The organism is Massilia sp. SYSU DXS3249 (assembly GCF_053668055.1).
This window is the reverse complement of record NZ_JBSIPX010000003.1, coordinates 352,734-367,551: the sequence shown is the minus strand read 5'-3', so window position 1 is coordinate 367,551 and position 14,818 is coordinate 352,734. Positions and strand designations below refer to the sequence as shown.

The 14,818-nt window shown below is 66.3% G+C and carries 17 protein-coding genes; 4 read left to right on the top strand and 13 right to left on the bottom strand.

All coding sequences use genetic code 11. From position 1 onward, the window contains the following. Position 1 precedes the first annotated feature (1 nt). From gspD to gpmA, 13 genes are all read right to left on the bottom strand, one after another. Positions 2–2,338, bottom strand: coding sequence for a type II secretion system secretin GspD (gspD, locus tag ACWCIA_RS05940; RefSeq protein WP_454161667.1), 2,337 nt, complete (start codon positions 2,336–2,338; stop codon positions 2–4). Continuing rightward, positions 2,338–3,111, bottom strand: coding sequence for a type II secretion system protein N (gene gspN / locus ACWCIA_RS05935; protein ID WP_454161666.1), 774 nt, complete (start codon positions 3,109–3,111; stop codon positions 2,338–2,340). The genes gspD and gspN overlap by 1 nt, the downstream gene beginning before the upstream one ends. Further along, a complete protein-coding gene (gene gspM, locus ACWCIA_RS05930) occupies positions 3,108–3,629 on the bottom strand; it encodes a type II secretion system protein GspM (RefSeq protein ID WP_454161665.1) in 522 nt (173 codons plus the stop codon). Before gspM ends, gspN begins: the two co-directional genes overlap by 4 nt. Beyond that, positions 3,626–4,834: a type II secretion system protein GspL gene (gene gspL / locus ACWCIA_RS05925; protein ID WP_454161664.1), complete on the bottom strand. Its 1,209-nt coding sequence runs from the start codon at positions 4,832–4,834 to the stop codon at positions 3,626–3,628. The genes gspM and gspL overlap by 4 nt, the downstream gene beginning before the upstream one ends. A 23-nt stretch (positions 4,835–4,857) precedes the next feature. Beyond that, entirely contained in the window at positions 4,858–5,994 is a 1,137-nt protein-coding gene (gene gspK, locus ACWCIA_RS05920) for a type II secretion system minor pseudopilin GspK (protein ID WP_454161663.1), read from the bottom strand. Further along, a complete protein-coding gene (locus ACWCIA_RS05915; protein WP_454161662.1) occupies positions 5,994–6,614 on the bottom strand; it encodes a PulJ/GspJ family protein in 621 nt (206 codons plus the stop codon). Before ACWCIA_RS05915 ends, gspK begins: the two co-directional genes overlap by 1 nt. Further along, on the bottom strand, positions 6,611–6,991 hold the full coding sequence (gspI, locus tag ACWCIA_RS05910; RefSeq protein ID WP_454161661.1) for a type II secretion system minor pseudopilin GspI: 381 nt from the start codon (positions 6,989–6,991) through the stop codon (positions 6,611–6,613). The genes ACWCIA_RS05915 and gspI overlap by 4 nt, the downstream gene beginning before the upstream one ends. After that, a complete protein-coding gene (locus tag ACWCIA_RS05905) occupies positions 6,991–7,509 on the bottom strand; it encodes a GspH/FimT family pseudopilin (protein ID WP_454161660.1) in 519 nt (172 codons plus the stop codon). The genes gspI and ACWCIA_RS05905 overlap by 1 nt, the downstream gene beginning before the upstream one ends. A gap of 9 nt (positions 7,510–7,518) precedes the next feature. Then, on the bottom strand, positions 7,519–7,971 hold the full coding sequence (gene gspG, locus ACWCIA_RS05900) for a type II secretion system major pseudopilin GspG (protein ID WP_454161659.1): 453 nt from the start codon (positions 7,969–7,971) through the stop codon (positions 7,519–7,521). Positions 7,972–8,086: 115 nt separating this feature from the next. Beyond that, a complete protein-coding gene (locus tag ACWCIA_RS05895) occupies positions 8,087–8,848 on the bottom strand; it encodes a HesA/MoeB/ThiF family protein (RefSeq protein WP_454161658.1) in 762 nt (253 codons plus the stop codon). 215 nt (positions 8,849–9,063) lie between these two features. Further along, complete coding sequence (locus ACWCIA_RS05890) at positions 9,064–10,533, bottom strand: S41 family peptidase (RefSeq protein ID WP_454161657.1); 1,470 nt, start codon at positions 10,531–10,533, stop codon at positions 9,064–9,066. Between the two features lie 12 nt (positions 10,534–10,545). Beyond that, on the bottom strand, positions 10,546–11,970 hold the full coding sequence (locus ACWCIA_RS05885) for a murein hydrolase activator EnvC family protein (RefSeq protein ID WP_454161656.1): 1,425 nt from the start codon (positions 11,968–11,970) through the stop codon (positions 10,546–10,548). A gap of 3 nt (positions 11,971–11,973) precedes the next feature. Then, positions 11,974–12,720 carry a 2,3-diphosphoglycerate-dependent phosphoglycerate mutase gene (gene gpmA / locus ACWCIA_RS05880; protein WP_454161655.1) on the bottom strand — a complete coding sequence of 249 codons (747 nt, stop codon included), beginning with the start codon at positions 12,718–12,720 and terminating at the stop codon, positions 11,974–11,976. A 158-nt stretch (positions 12,721–12,878) separates the two neighbouring features. On the opposite strand from gpmA, the gene ACWCIA_RS05875 reads away from it, so the two are divergent. From ACWCIA_RS05875 to ACWCIA_RS05860, 4 genes are all read left to right on the top strand, one after another. Continuing rightward, the gene (locus tag ACWCIA_RS05875; RefSeq protein ID WP_454161654.1) at positions 12,879–13,280 is read left to right on the top strand and encodes a rhodanese-like domain-containing protein; all 402 of its coding nucleotides are present in this window, start codon (positions 12,879–12,881) and stop codon (positions 13,278–13,280) included. Positions 13,281–13,302: 22 nt separating this feature from the next. Beyond that, positions 13,303–13,566: a glutaredoxin 3 gene (grxC, locus tag ACWCIA_RS05870; protein WP_454161653.1), complete on the top strand. Its 264-nt coding sequence runs from the start codon at positions 13,303–13,305 to the stop codon at positions 13,564–13,566. A 190-nt stretch (positions 13,567–13,756) separates the two neighbouring features. After that, positions 13,757–14,218, top strand: a complete 462-nt coding sequence (secB, locus tag ACWCIA_RS05865; protein WP_136221540.1) for a protein-export chaperone SecB — start codon at positions 13,757–13,759, stop codon at positions 14,216–14,218. Positions 14,219–14,359: 141 nt separating this feature from the next. Next, complete coding sequence (locus tag ACWCIA_RS05860) at positions 14,360–14,815, top strand: SH3 domain-containing protein (protein ID WP_454161652.1); 456 nt, start codon at positions 14,360–14,362, stop codon at positions 14,813–14,815. Positions 14,816–14,818 lie beyond the last annotated feature (3 nt).

Here is a 14,818-nt window from a genome sequence, read left to right as displayed (position 1 = left end):
ATCACTTCTGGTTCGGTGGCGTCACCGGACGGTATTCCGGTACCGGCGACACCTGGGCCGGGCTTGGCGCGACCTGGGCCGGGCTGCGTCCGGTTGGCGTACCCGCTCCGGCCGCGGCGCCCGGGCGCGCGGTCGGCGGCGCCGGCGGCGGCATCGTCGCCAGGGTGCCGCCTGGAGGCGGCTGGCCATTGGTCAGGGGCGGCAGTTCCGGCGCGCCGATGTTCTTCATCAGGATGGTGTCGTCGGCCGGACGGTTGACGGCGCCCAGGGCGCGCATGTATTCGTAGCGGTCGAGCGAGATGCTGTTGTTCTGCTCCTTGCTGCGCACCACTACCGGGCGCAGGAAGACCATCAGGTTGGTCTTGCTGCGGGTGCGGGTCCGGTATTTGAACAGGTTGCCCAGCACCGGGATGTCACCCAGGCCGCGCACTTTTTCTTCGCCGTGGTCTGCGTTATCGGAAATGAGGCCGCCCAGGACGATGATCTGGCCGTCGTCCGCGAGGATATTGCTTTCGATCGCGCGCACGGTGGTCACGATGCCATCGGCGCTGGTCACGGAATTGTCGATGCCCGAATTCTCGTGGTAGATCGACAGCTTGATCACCCCGCCTTCGGAGATTTGCGGACGTACCTTCATCAGCAGGCCGATGTCCTTGCGGTCCACAGTCTGGAACGGATTGTTCGCGCCGCTGGTGCCGGTCGTGAACGAACCCGTGAGGATAGGGATGTTCTGGCCCACCTTGATCGTCGCCAGCTCGTTGTCGAGGGTGATCATGTTCGGTGTCGACAAGATGTTGGCGGCACCGTCGTTTTCAAGGGCGCTGGCCACGGCGCCCAGGCCCAGGTCGCCATTGATCTGCTTGAAGACGCCCAGCGTGAAGCCCGGCAGCGAAGGCACCGAGGTGGTGCCGCCGAGGCCGGCGCGGGCGGCGGCAGCCAGGTTGATCAGGTTGTTGCTGGCGGGTGCGTTGAACGACTGGATGCCGCCGACGCGGTACTTGCTGGTGTCGCTGCCCGACAGGCCCAGCCACTGCACGCCGAATTCGGACGCTTTATTCGAGGTCATTTCGACCACCAGCGCCTCGATGTAGACCTGGGCGCGGCGCACGTCGAGCTGGTCGATGACGCCGCGCAGGTTGCGGTAGACCGCGTCCGGCGCCGTGATGATCAGGCTGTTGGTGGAAGCGTCGGCCTGGATGAAGCCGGAACCCTGGCCACCACCGGCGCCGGCGCTGGTCGCCTGGCTCTGCTGGCCGAAGGTGTTGCCGGTGCCGCCCATGCCGATGCTGCTCTGCTGGCCCTGCTGGCCGCCGAGGTTGCCCGCGCCGCCTGCCCCGCCCTGGGCGCCGGCCTGGATCGAGCCGCCCGAGGTGCCCTGCTGCTGCACGGGTACTGCCGAGGCGTCCTGCGAGACCACCGCGCGCAAGGTCTGGGCGACGCGGCTGGCGTCGGCGTTTTTGAGGTACACGACGTGGATGTTGCCGCGTTCCGTCGTTGCCTGGTCGAGCTTGGCGATCAGGGATTTGGCCAGGTTGGCGCGTGCCTGGGACGGCGCGCGCACGACCACCGAATTGGTGCGCGGATCGGCCAGCACCGTGACGCGACCGGAGTCGCCGCCGGCGGCCGGCTCCATCAGGCGCGACACCAGGGTCGCGATGTCGCTGGCGATGCCGTTGCGGATCGGCACGACGTCGAGGTCGGCCGCCACCGGCGCGTCGAGCGCGGCGATGATGCGCGACAGGCGGCGCAGGTTGTCGGCGTAGTCGGTGATCACCAGGCTGTTGTTGCCCGGATTGGCCATGATGGAATTGTTCGGCGAAATCAGCGGGCGCAGCACGGCGGTGAGATTCGCGGCCGATTCGTAGGACAGGTGGAAGACCTGGGTCGCGATCTGGTCGCCCTGGACGCGCGTGCCGCGCTTGCCCACCTGGGTCGGCGAGGATTGCAGCTTCGCTTCGGCTTCCGGCACCACCTTGGCATAGCCTTCGCCGGTGGTGACCACGGCAAAGCCCTGCAGGCGCAGCGCCGAGGTCAACAGGCCGAAGGCCTGGCTCTTGGTCAGCGATTTTTCCGACTGCAGGGTGATCGTACCCTTCACGCGCGGGTCGATGATGAAAGTCATCCCGGTGTAGTGGCCGACGGCCTTGATCACGGACTCGATGTCGGCGTTCACGAAGCTGAGGGCGGCGGCGTTTTCCTGGGCAAATGCGGGGGCCGGCGGCAAGGCCGTGGCGACCGCGCAGCACAGGAGGGCGCCGGCGGCGACGCGCTTGAGTACCGGAAGGCGAGCCGGGAAACGGGCCGGGAAATCAGGGGTGCTACGGAAGGATGTCTTCATTATCTGAACTCTAGTGCGATTATGTTTTTACCGTTCACCATGCGGCGCTGTCCCAGCAGGTTCAGCATATTGCCCAGTGTCTCTTCATATCCTTCGGCAGCCGAAGCCTGCCCGGAAAAGCGCAGGCGTCCGTTCTGCAACGTTCCATTTCCCGACAACAGCAAGGCGCCGCGTACCGTGCGCAGCACCAGGTCGGCCTGGGCGCCACGCCAGTCCATCGCCATCTCGTAGCTGCCCAGCGGCCGGATCGGCGACATGCGCGAACCCATGTCCGTCATCGACAGCACCGTGCGCCCGCTGACCGCCACGCTGTTGGGCTGGCGCACGAGGTCGAGCCGGTTCCAGGACAGGCGGATGACGCCCGATGGCATCAGCGTATTGAGCGGTGCGCCGAGCCCGGCCAGGCCCTCGGCCGGCAGCAGCAACTGCCCTTCGCTCACCTGCCATTGCAACCAGCTGCCTTCGATGCGTACCGGGGCGCTGAGCGCCTGGGCATTCTCGAGCACCATGTCGACGCGCCCGAACAGGACCAGCGGCGACAGCTGCCAGGCAAAACGCCCCGGCAACAGCGGCGTCACCGATCCGCCTTCGCCCGGCGCGCCGCCCACAAAGGCTGAGCCGTGCCAGAGCGTACCCTGCGCATCCCCGAGAGTCAAACGACCGCCGGTCTGGCGTTCCACGATCGAGCCGAGCCAGCTGGCGGGCAGGCAGACGAGCACCGTCAGCGCGATCGCCACCACGAGCACGAGCAGCAACCCGAATGTTCGCTTCATCGGGCGCCGGTGCCAGTGTCCTGGCGCAAGGTCAGGTTGGCATCGACCTGGCCGACCGGATCCTGCGCACTAAAGTTTCCTTCCTGTACGGCGATACGGTTCTCGCGGCGCTGGGCGTCGAGCCAGGCGACCAGGTTGGCGAACGACACGCCGGTCACCTGCAGGCGCGCGAATTCGCCGGTGAGCGTGAGCGAACCGGGCGTGATGCCGCGTGCCGTCAGGCTGGCCTGCAAGGTCTCGCGCGTCATGGGCGTGACCGGCACCGGCTGCTGGCCGGCAAGGGCCCGCGCCTGGCCGGCCATGTTCGTCAGCTCGGCCGCCTGCAGGCGCAAGGCCGGAAGCGAGCGCTGCAACTGGGCACGGCCTTCGACCGCCGGTTCGATCAGGCCCATGTAGACCAGCGCCAGGGCGGCGACCGTGAAACCGGCCGCAAGATAGCGGCGCTCCTGCTCGGTGCGCGCGATCCAGTATGCCGAGGCGCGTTCGCGCACCCGGCCGACAGTGTTACCCAGGCTCATGATTTAACTCCCGTACTGCGTACCACCCAGCTGGCCGGTGACGAGCTATCCAAAGTAAGGCCGCGTGCGGACAGGGCCGCCTGCAATTGACGCAGCGCGTTCGGGTCGACCGTTTCTGGTTTGACCGCTACCCGCAGAGTCCGATCCTTATATTCGATTGACGTAATCCCGGGTGGGCTCATCATTTCGCGTGTTGCCTCGCCCAGGGCGCCGGCCAGATAAATGAATTCGTCGGGGGCGACCTGGCCGCTGCCGGCCTGGGCGCGGGCAATCGCCTGGCGCATCTGCGCCACCGGATCGACCATCGGCTGGTTCGGATAGACCGACTGGTAAGTCTGCGTCATCTGCTGGCGCACGGCGTTCGCTTCGCCGCGCAGGCGCAGCCAGTCGTAATTGATGGCGCCGATGTTGATGACGGCGCCCAGGAAGGCCAGTGCGATCGGCACGCGCCAGCGGCGCCAGTCGCGCTGGCGCGCGCCGGCGGCGCCCAGGCCGGGCACCAGGTCGAAGGCGATGCTGCGCGCGCCGGCGATCCAGTGCGCCCAGTCGTCGGCCTCGAGCACGGTGCCGGGACCGGCCTCGGCCAGCAGCACGCCGTATTCTCCGAGCTGTTCGCGCGGCACGTAGAGGGTCAGCGGTGCATCGCCGGCCAGCGCGCGCGCGGTCTGCAGGGCGACGGCCGGGTTGGCGTCGAGCGCCAGACCGAGGCCGCTGTACTGGCCCTGGCGCAGCAACAATTCCGCGCCGCCGATCGCGGCGCTCACGCCCCCGGGCTGCAGGGGCAGGCACAGCTGCGCCGGCAGCGCCGACACGGCCCTGGCGCCCTGCGCCAGCAGGGTGCGTATCAAGGGCTCGAACCAGTCGCGCGCCACCACCGCCACTGGGCGGGTGCCGTCGCTGCCGGCAGGACCGGCGACCAGCACGCACTCGAGCGGGTCGCCCAGGATATGTTCTTCGACCAGGCCGGGCAGTGCCGCGCGCAGGCGCTGGCCGGACAGCGGCGGCACCGGCAAGGAGAGCAGGTTGACGTCGGTGCCGGCCAGCAGCAGCACGACCTGGCGGCTGGCGGCGACGATGTCGGTCAGGCTGCGCAGTGCGCCTTCGCCTTCTTGTTCGATCTTGCCGCCCTCGCCGACGAGGGCATAACGGCAGGGCGCGCCTTCGCCTTCTGCGCGTGCCGGATGCCGGATATAAAGTGTAGCCAAACCGTCTCGCTTTCTTGTTAGTTTTAGTTTTGACGAACCCACACAACCTTGACGCCGCCGCTGCCCATGTTCAGCGGGTTGCCGCTGCGCTGGACCAGGGCCTGCGCATTCAGTGCCGCGCGCTCGAGCCGGATCCGGCTATTGACGAGGAACCAGTTGCTCTTCACGTTCACTGTCCCGTCTACCACCGGATGGCCGGCGCCGAGGTCGCGCTGGAACATGGCGAGGTCGCGCCAAGGCACATTACGCCGCCGCGCCAGCAGCGCATTGGCTTCGGACAGCGAATAATTCGGGATCACCGCCGCCAGCACTTCGGCCGAGGCCGTGTTCACGTTCACTTCGCTGCGTTCGGGCAGCACGGTCACGAAGGGGCGCACGCGCTCCAGCATTTCCGGTGTAAATCCTTTTACGGCCAGTAAATCGTCGACTTCCATGAACTTGATCGGCGTACCAAGGCCTTCGCGCGCGACCGGCAGGGTATTGGCCGGATCGACGTCGGCAGTATCTCCGTCGCGCTCCGCCCCACCGAAACCGCCCCCGCCCGCACCGCCGGCGCCCTCGCCTTCGGGATTGCCGCCCGCGGTCGGATCCTTGTCCTGGCCGCCGACCTCTTCCCCCGTGTTCGGGTCGACCGCCCCTTCCCCATAGCGCTGCGGCTGGCTGGCCGCCACCAGGTTCGCCGTGGTGCGCGCGAGGGCGGGATTGATGCGCAGGTTGGTCAGCAGGCGCTGGAAAATCTCCAGGTGCGTCTTGTTGATCCTGTTTCCAATTTCCAAGTTTCGCAGATTGTAGCGCGCAGTGGCGTCCTCGATGTTGCCCGACAGGGTGGCGTCGTAGCTTTCGCCCTCGATGCGCTCGCGTTCGATGTACTGGTCGAGCCGGGTCTCGGCCACCGGCATGGCCCAGACCTGGTCGAGGGACGTGTACTGGCTGGTATACGCGTCCTGGCGCAGCGCCAGGGTGGCCCAGTCGAGCGCGCCGCGCAGGATCCAGCGCGTCTGCAGGTTCAGGCGCTGGTTTTCCATCGAGCGCACCTCGACCTGTTGCTGCCAGAACAGGCTGGCGACGATCGAGATCGCCAGCGTGGTCAGCAGCAAGGCGGTGATCACGGCGACGCCGCGCTGGCGCCAGGTCCGCACAGCTTGCATGTTGGGGCGCATCAGATACTCCCCAACAGGAAGGATTTGGTCAGGGGCTGCGGATAGCCGCGCGTGGCCAGCACCACCTGCACCCCGGCGATGGCGGTAGTGCCGACGATGCCCTGCGCTGCCGGCTCGGGCTGCTTGCGCCAGGCATTGTTTTGCCACACGAGCACGCCCATCGAATCGACGCCGCCGTGCAGGCGCACTGGTGGCGTGGCGTCGGTGTCGCTGAGGGAAGCCTGCCACAGGGCATCGAGCTCGAGCAGGTCGCGGGTGGCGACCGACTCGCGCCGCAGCAGCTCGCCGTTGACCAGGCGGTAGGCGACCACCTGCAGCCGCGCCGGCTCGTGCTCGTTGAGCACGGTGCGGATCAGGGTCAGGCGGTTGTCGTCCTGGTGCAGGTAGGGACGGCGTCCGAGCAGGGTGGCATCGGCCGCGTGCTCGCAGTCGCTCTGCATCTGGGCAAAGGTCAGTTGCAGGCCGCGCGTCATCTCCATCTGCTCGGTCAGGGCGACGCGGGCACGCACGATGCCGTCCAGGCCGCGCCAGCCGAGCACGGCGACCATGGCCAGGATGCCGATCGCGACCAGCAATTCCACCAGGGTAAAGCCCCGGGCCAGGCGGCGTTGCGCTGTCATCGCGGCCTCAGCACGAGTTGGATCAGTTTCAGGATGCGGCGGTTCGGGTTGTCCATGTCGAACACGGATACCTCGACCCGGCGCAATTGCGGATTCGGGCTGACCAGGACTTCTTCCTGGCACATCAGGCGCAAGTCTCCCTGGCCGCAGGCGTAGCTGCGCTTGCCCACTTCGGGGAATTCCTTACCCAGGCGAATCTGCACGAGGCGGTTCTCGGCCGACCAGGTCGCCATCATGGAGGCGCGCAAGCCGTCGCTGTTGGAGGCCAGGCTGCCGACCGCGCGCAGGCCGGCCGCGAGCGCGGTGCCGACGATGACGAGGGCCACCAGCACCTCGAGCAGGGTAAAGCCCCGAGAAAAATGATGTGTGCGCAGCATTATTGTTCGCCCGGTTCGACGACCGTGAAGTGACCGACGCCGTCGGCGCGCACCGAGACGCTGTGGTTGCCGCTGGCCAGGGTCAGGACGAAGGGTTTATCCACCGGTTCGCGCCCGAAGGTGACGCGCAGCGATTCGCCGGCGCCCGGCTGCGGCGGGTCGAGCAGCAGGCGCACCGGCGCATTGCGGAAGGGCCGCTCGCGCAATAAATCGTCCTGGGTCACCGGCACCCAGCCGGTATCGTTGCGCACCATGAAACGGTAGCGCTCGGGGGTGGCTTCGAACGCGACTTGCCGGTTGCGCACGATGGCTTCGTCGCGCGCCAGCTGCAGGAGCAGCGTCAGGCGCTTGGCTTCGTTCTCGAGGTCCTGGCGCGGGCTGGGGATGGCGTTGAGCGACGCCATCCCGAGCGTGATGCCGATGATGACCATCACGACCAGGATCTCGACCAGCGTGAAACCGGCAGCCCTGCGAGCGGCCGAAAAATCCGCCCGGTGCGGCGCCGCGACGGCAGCCATGATGTGCTGTTATCCCTGCCAGGAACCGACGTCGGCGTCTTCGCCCTCGCCGCCGGCCTGGCCGTCGGCGCCGTACGAGAAGACGTCGATCTCGCCGTGCAGGCCCGGCGACAGGTACTGGTACGAGTTACCCCATGGATCCTTCGGCAGCTTCTCGACGTAGCCGCCTTCTTTCCAGCCGTTGGCGGCCGGGCCGGAGGTCGGCTTGCTCGTCAGCGACTGCAGGCCCTGCTCGGTGGTCGGGTAGCGCTGGTTGTCCAGCTTGTACAGTTTCAAGGCTTGCATCAGGGTGGCGATATCCGTCTTGGCGGCGACGACGCGCGACTCGCCGGTACGGCCCAGCAATTTCGGCACGACGAGGGCGCCCAGGATGCCGATGATGACCACGACAACCATGATTTCAACGAGGGTGAAGCCGCGCGCGAAACGCCGGCCAACTGCACGGTGCGAAACGATCTGCATAGTCAATCTTGGGTAGGTGGATCGGGAAAACGAACGAACTTAGTATAAGGCCGAATGGGGCATCGGGCCACCAGCGGGTGCAACATTGTAAGGCAGAGATAAAAGCTGCCGTAGTTCAACCGTGCGCGGGATGCGCGGCGCATACCGGGCAGGCGGGATTGCGCGCAATTTTGACGGCGGTCCACTCCATGGCACGGCCGTCGAGCAGCAGCAGGCGGCCGGCCAGCGGCTCCCCGATGCCCAGCAGCACCTTGAGCGCTTCGGCCGCCTGCGCGGCGCCGACGATCCCGACCAGGGGTGCGAACACGCCCATCGTACTGCAGGCAGCATCCTCGAAACCGCTGTCCTCGGGGAACAGGCAGGCATAGCACGGACAGTCGGGACGGCGCGTGTCGAACACGGATAATTGGCCATCGAAGCGGATCGCGGCGCCCGCCACCAGCGGCACCCCGGCGGCGACGCAGGCGCGGTTCAGGGCGTGGCGGGTGGCGAAGTTATCGCTGCAGTCGAGCACGACCGAGGCGCCTTGCACCAGTTCCAGCAGGCGCGCCGGGCCGGCGCGTTCGCGCAGGCAGGTCACCATCACGTCCGGGTTCATCGCCTGCAAGGCGGTGCGGCCGGACTCGACCTTCGCCATGCCGATGCGTTCGGTCGTGTGCATCACCTGGCGCTGCAGGTTCGTCAGGTCGACCTCGTCGTCGTCGACCAGGGTGATGCGGCCGACGCCGCTTGCCGCCAGGTACAGGGCCGCCGGCGAACCGAGGCCGCCCGCGCCGATGAGGAGCGCATGCGAGGCCAGCAGGCGTGCCTGGCCTTCGATGCCGATCTCGTCGAGCAGGATGTGGCGCGAGTAGCGCAGCAATTGGTTGTCGTTCATGGGAAATGGGACGTAGGGTGGACGGCTCCAACCGGCACAGGGGCATACATGCGGCGGCGACGCCGTCCGCGCGTTCAAGCGGCTGATGAAACCTCGCGACGGTGCTGGCGGGAGTGGAACGCGTGGACGGCGCACCCGTCGCGGGTTTTCATGCGCTGGGGCCGAGCCGTCCGGTGAAACTGTCGCCGAGGCCACTGGCCTCGGCGACCCCTACCTTACTTCTTCGAACCCTTCAGTTCCGGCGGTTTCGTTTCGGCGCCGGGCAGCTGCTTCGGCGCGGTCTCGACCTCGGCCGCATCGGCCTTGGCCAGTTGGACCGGCAAGCCCTTGAAGTGGTTCAGGGCCTGGGCCAGCTGGAAGTCGTCCTTGCCGCCCAGCTCGAGCGGCTGGCGGTTCTTCAGCAGGGCCAGGGCGCGCTGGCGCTGCTCGGCGGTGTCACGCGCCTCCTTGGCGGCACCCGGCTTTTCGCTTTCGCCGGAGAGGTGGCGCTGCAGGTCGACTTCGCGCACGCGCAGGGCGTTCAGGCCATCTCCCTCGAGCGTTTCGTCCACCAGCATGTCGGGCACGATGCCGCTGGCCTGGATCGGCCGTCCTTTCGGCGTGTAGTAGCGCGCCGTGGTCAGCTTGATCGCGGTGTCGGCGGACAGCGGGCGCAGGGTCTGCACCGAGCCCTTGCCGAAGGTCTGGCTGCCCATCACGATGGCGCGCTTGTAGTCCTGCAAGGCGCCGGCGACGATTTCCGAGGCCGAAGCCGAGCCGCCGTTGACCAGCACCACCATCGGCACGGTTTTCAGGGCCGCCGGCAGCTTCGCCAGCGGATCGGCGCCGCGCGGCGCGTAGAACTCGCGGCGGCCATAGTAATTCTCGTTCGAGCCGGGCAACTGGCCCTTGGTCGAGACAATCAGCTCTTCCTTCGGCAGGAAGGCGCTCGAGACGCCGACGGCGCCCGGCAGCAGGCCGCCCGGGTCGTTGCGCAAGTCGAGCACGAGGCCCTTGATGTTCGGGTTGTCTGCGTACAGGGCGGCGGTTTTATTCGCCAGCTCCTCCAGCGTGGCTTCCTGGAACTGGCTGATGCGCACCCAGGCGTAGCCGGGCTCGACCATCTTGGCCTTGACGCTCAGCACGCGGATTTCTTCGCGCATGACGGGCACCACCCAGGGGCGGTCCTCGCCGCGGCGGGCGATCGTGAGCGTCACCTTGCTGCCTGGCTTGCCGCGCATTTTCTTGACGGCGTCGTCGAGCGACAGGCCCTTGACCGGGACGTTGTCGATGCGGGTAATCAAATCTCCCGCCTTGATGCCGGCGCGGTAGGCCGGCGAATCCTCGATCGGCGAGACGATTTTCACGTAACCATCTTCGGCGGCGACCTCGATGCCGACGCCGACGAATTTACCGGCCACGCTTTCGCGCATCTCGCGGTAGGCCTTCTGGTCGAGGTAGACCGAGTGCGGGTCGAGCGAGGCGACCATGCCGCTGATGGCTTCGGACAAGAGTTTCTTGTCCTCGACCGGCACCACGTAATCGCTCTTGATGAGGCCATAGACATCGGCCAGCTGGCGCAGTTCGTCGAGCGGCAGCGGGCTGCCCTCCCCTTTCTGCGCCCAGGCCGAGACCTGCACCGTCAGCGCCACGCCGGCCACCACGCCCAGGCCGACCAGTCCCATGCTTTTCACTTTGTTGCCCATCGCTCGCCGTCCTTAGAATTTGACCCAGCTCGCCGGGTCGAAGGCTTTACCGAGATGCCTGAGTTCGAAGTATAGACCTGATTCCTCGTTACCGCCGGTGTTGCCCGCACTGGCAATCGGCTCGCCGGCACGCACTGCATCGCCGAGGCGTTTCAGCAAGGTCTGGTTGTTGGCGTAGATCGACAAATAGTCGCCGCCGTGGTCGATGATGATGAGGTTGCCGAAGCCCCGCATCCAGCCCGAGTGCACCACCCGGCCGAGCGCCACCGCACGCACCTCGGTGCCTTCCGGCGCCTTGATGAACATGCCTTTCCAGCTCGGACCGTCGCCGCCGCGCTTGGCGCCGAAGCGCGCGGCAATCGTGCCGCTGACCGGGCTGCTCAAACGCCCGCGCATGGCGGCAAAGGCGCCTTTCGGCGCGGCCGGGGCCAGCGAGATATCGGGCGTGCGTTCTTCTTCCACCGGCTTTGGCGTCTCGGCCACGCGCGGTTCTTCCGGCAGCGGCTTCGGCGGCGGCTTGCCCGCTTTCGCGGCTTCGCGCGCCAGGCGGTCGCGTTCGGCTTTCGCGGCGGCGCGCGCTTCGCGGCGCGCCTTTTCTTCGGCTGCGGCCTTGGCGCGCGCCGCGGCCAGTGCTTCCTGGCGCTTGCGTTCGGCTTCGGCCTGTTCGCGGATCAGGCGCGTCAGGCGGTCGACCAGGCCGCTCATGCGCTGTTCGTCGCGCTGCAGGCTGTCGACCTGCTTGCGTTGGCTGACCAGCTTGCTCGACAGTTCGTTCAGCAAGGCGGCACGGCGCAGCTTTTCCTTCTCCAGCACGACTTTCTGGTCGCGCTGCTCCTCGGCGATTTCCTCGAGCTCGACCTTGGCGTTCTCGACCTTCGCCCGGTTTTCCTCGACCTGCGCCAGGTTCGCATTCAGCGAGGCCAGCAGTTTTGCCTGGGCCTGCGACACGTAGGCCATCATCTGCAGGTCGCGGTTGATGCGGTTCGGGTTGTCGCCCGAGAGCAGCAGTTTGATCCGGTCTTCGTTGCCGGCCACATAGTGCTCGCGCAGCAAAGCCGACAATTGTTTTTTCTGACGAACAATTGTCAGGGCGAGCCGTTCCTGCTCGGTGCCGAGGTCCTGCAGGCGCAGATTCGTGTCCTGCTGCTCCTGGGCCAGGTCGCGCAGGGCACGGTTGGCATTCGAGATGGCTTCTTCCGATTCGGCCAGCGTGTCGGCGACGTCTTCCTTTTCGCTTTCGGTGGCGCGGATCTCTTTCTTGAGCGCGGTCAGCTTTTGCTGGATGCCGGCGCGCTTGGCTTCGGCAGCCGCCTTCTGGCGGCTGCGCTCGGTCGGCTTGGCAGCGGCCCCGGCCGCGTCCGCAAGGGGCGCAGCCAGGCTCAACACCAGGGCGCACACCAGTGCGCTGCCGGCTAACTTCTTGTTTGAGACACGCAAGACTTACTTCGCCTTCCCTTGGTTCGCGACGGCGGCCACGGCGGCGGCGATCGCGTCCTGGTCGCCCAGGTAGTAATGGCGGATCGGCTTCAGGTTTTCGTCGAGTTCGTAGACGAGCGGCTGGCCGTTCGGGATGTTCAGGCTGACGATGTCTTCGTCGCTGATGTTGTCGAGCATCTTGATCAGGGCGCGCAGGCTGTTGCCGTGGGCCGAGATCAGGATCTGCTTGCCGGCGCGAATGGCGGGGGCGATTTCTTCTTCCCAGGCCGGCATCACGCGCGCCACCGTATCCTTTAAACATTCGGTCAGCGGAATGCTCGCTTTCGGCAGGCCGGCGTAGCGCGGATCCTTGAACGAGGCGCGTTCGTCGGATTCGTCGAGCGCCGGCGGCGGCGTGTCGTAGCTGCGGCGCCAGACCAGCACCTGCTCGTCCCCATACTTCGCAGCGGTCTCGGCCTTGTCCAGGCCCTGCAGGGCGCCGTAGTGGCGCTCGTTCAGGCGCCAGTCGTTCTTGATCGGCAGGTACATCTGGTCCATTTCGTCGAGCGCCAGCCACAGCGTGCGGATCGCGCGCTTCAGTACCGAGGTGTAGGCCAGGTCGAAGGCGAAACCGGCTTCGCGCAGGACGCGGCCGGCGGTACGGGCTTCGTTGGCGCCTTTTTCGGTCAGGTCGACATCGACCCAGCCGGTGAAGCGGTTGGCCAGGTTCCAGGTGGATTCGCCGTGGCGCATGAATACGATTTTGTACATAAGCTCTTCTTCGATTTAAAAAAAACCTGCGGGGGACGTGCAAGCGGCTCGTCGCGCCGGCGTCTTGCGCCTGGGGCGAAGCCTTGCGGTCCCAAAAAATATTCCTGTCCGGCTTCTATTTTATAATGCGCGGATTGCGTTCAACCATTGGAAGCCTTGTGAAATTCATCCTCGATAATATCCTCTTCGTCGCACTTGCCGCTGTTTCCGGTGGTGCACTGCTGTGGCCAGCCCTCGCGCCAAAGGGCCGCCGTGCGACGCCGCTGCAGGTAACGCAGCTCATCAACCGCGGCAAGACCACGCTGATCGATGTGCGCAGCGCCGACGAGTTTGCCGCTGGTCATGTGCGCGACGCGAAAAACATTCCGCTGGCAGACTTCGGCAATCGGATCGGCGAACTGGAAAAGTCGAAAGGCCGCACTATCGTCGTCGTGTGCCAGGCCGGTACCCGCTCGGACAAGGCCGTGCGCCAGCTCAAGGCTGCCGGCTTCGAAGACGCGCTCAGCCTGGACGGCGGCATGACGGCCTGGACCGCTGCCGGTTTGCCGGTGACCAAGTAAATCAAGACAGGAAGGAAGAACGATGACTGCCCATGTTGTGCTTTACCATACCGCCGCCTGCCCCTACTGCGTGCGCGCCGAGCGCCTGCTCGAAGCGAAAGGCGTGACCGACATCGAACGCATCCGCGTCGACCTCGACCCGGAACAGCGCCAGATCATGATGCAAAAGACCGGCCGCCGCACCGTGCCGCAGATCTACGTGGGCGAGACCCACGTCGGCGGCTTCGACGACCTGTACGCGCTGGACCAGGCCGGTCGCCTCGACCCGCTGCTCAAGGGCGAATAAGCCCGGACGCGGGCCGCACGGCCCGCCTCACCCGCCTGGCTTGCCTCACCCTGCCGAACTGCCTTCAAAGGCCGAGGTCAAACCGCTATTGCATCCAAATTGATTTTGATACAATTGCCGTTGCGTTTGACTCCAAGCCCATCGGGGGCGGCGCTTTGCCGTCCCTTTTACTACACAACGAAAGCGTTCCATGTCTGACGAAAACCTGCAACCAGTATTCCAAATCCAACGCGTCTACCTGAAAGACATGTCGCTGGAACAGCCGAATTCCCCGGCCATCTTCCTCGAACAGGAAGCCCCGACGATCGAAGTCTCGCTGGACGTCGGCGCCGAAGCGATCGCCGATGGCATCTACGAGTCGACCGTGACGATCACCGTGACCGCCAAGGTCAAGGACAAGGTCGCTTTCCTGGTCGAAGGCAAGCAAGGCGGCATCTTCGAAGCCCGCAACATCCCTGCCGACCAGATGGATCCGCTGCTGGGCATCGGTTGCCCGAACATCGTTTATCCTTACCTGCGCAGCAACATCGCCGACGTGATCACCCGTGCCGGCTTCCCGCCAGTGCACCTGGCCGAGATCAACTTCGAAGTGTTCTACCAGCAGCGCCGCCAGGCAATGGCTGAAGCCGCTGCCGCAGCACCGGCAAACTAAGCATCGCATAGGCCAGCAATCATGCTGCCCATTACCAGTGCCGCGCCCTCCGGGGCCGGCATTGGTCATTCGTATTCCTCCCGTTTTCCCTCGATTCTTTCCTTCCTGGCGTCTGGTGTCACCGAATCCGGAAAGCCCGCCATGAACTCATTCCGCCTCCTTGCCAACACGCTCGCCGCCATGCTGCTGGTGCTCGCTTGCGGTTCCGCCAGTGCCTTCGATTTCCGTTCGGTCGGCCCGAACTCGGTGGCGCTGTACGATGCGCCCTCGCTGAAAAGCGTCCGGCGTTACATTGCGCCGCCCGGCATGCCTGTCGAGATCGTTTCCCGCTATGGCGCCTGGGTCAAGGTGCGCGACATCGACGGCGACATGGCCTGGACCGAAGCGAAGGGACTGTCGGCACGCCGCACCATCGTGGTCAAGGCGCCGCAGGCGCGCATCCGCGCCGCCGCCGACGACAACGCCGCCCTCCTGATGACCGCCGACAAGGGCGTGCTGCTGGAACTGGTCGACCCGCAGGCGGGCGAATGGGTCCGGGTCCGGCACCAGGATGGAATAGGCGGCTTTGTCCGCGCCTCGGAAATCTGGGGCATCTGAATC

Excerpts from the sequence above, each read along its gene's own strand:
- gspD (WP_454161667.1), bottom strand. The coding sequence starts at position 2,338 with ATGAAGACATCCTTCCGTAGCACCCCTGATTTCCCGGCCCGTTTCCCG.
- gspK (WP_454161663.1), bottom strand. The coding sequence starts at position 5,994 with ATGCGCCCCAACATGCAAGCTGTGCGGACCTGGCGCCAGCGCGGCGTC.
- ACWCIA_RS05905 (WP_454161660.1), bottom strand. The coding sequence starts at position 7,509 with ATGGCTGCCGTCGCGGCGCCGCACCGGGCGGATTTTTCGGCCGCTCGC.
- ACWCIA_RS05895 (WP_454161658.1), bottom strand. The coding sequence starts at position 8,848 with ATGAACGACAACCAATTGCTGCGCTACTCGCGCCACATCCTGCTCGAC.
- gspI (WP_454161661.1), bottom strand. The coding sequence starts at position 6,991 with ATGCTGCGCACACATCATTTTTCTCGGGGCTTTACCCTGCTCGAGGTG.
- gspN (WP_454161666.1), bottom strand. The coding sequence starts at position 3,111 with ATGAAGCGAACATTCGGGTTGCTGCTCGTGCTCGTGGTGGCGATCGCG.
- ACWCIA_RS05915 (WP_454161662.1), bottom strand. The coding sequence starts at position 6,614 with ATGACAGCGCAACGCCGCCTGGCCCGGGGCTTTACCCTGGTGGAATTG.
- grxC (WP_454161653.1), top strand. The coding sequence starts at position 13,303 with ATGACTGCCCATGTTGTGCTTTACCATACCGCCGCCTGCCCCTACTGC.
- gspG (WP_454161659.1), bottom strand. The coding sequence starts at position 7,971 with ATGCAGATCGTTTCGCACCGTGCAGTTGGCCGGCGTTTCGCGCGCGGC.
- ACWCIA_RS05860 (WP_454161652.1), top strand. The coding sequence starts at position 14,360 with ATGAACTCATTCCGCCTCCTTGCCAACACGCTCGCCGCCATGCTGCTG.
- gspM (WP_454161665.1), bottom strand. The coding sequence starts at position 3,629 with ATGAGCCTGGGTAACACTGTCGGCCGGGTGCGCGAACGCGCCTCGGCA.
- gpmA (WP_454161655.1), bottom strand. The coding sequence starts at position 12,720 with ATGTACAAAATCGTATTCATGCGCCACGGCGAATCCACCTGGAACCTG.
- ACWCIA_RS05890 (WP_454161657.1), bottom strand. The coding sequence starts at position 10,533 with ATGGGCAACAAAGTGAAAAGCATGGGACTGGTCGGCCTGGGCGTGGTG.
- secB (WP_136221540.1), top strand. The coding sequence starts at position 13,757 with ATGTCTGACGAAAACCTGCAACCAGTATTCCAAATCCAACGCGTCTAC.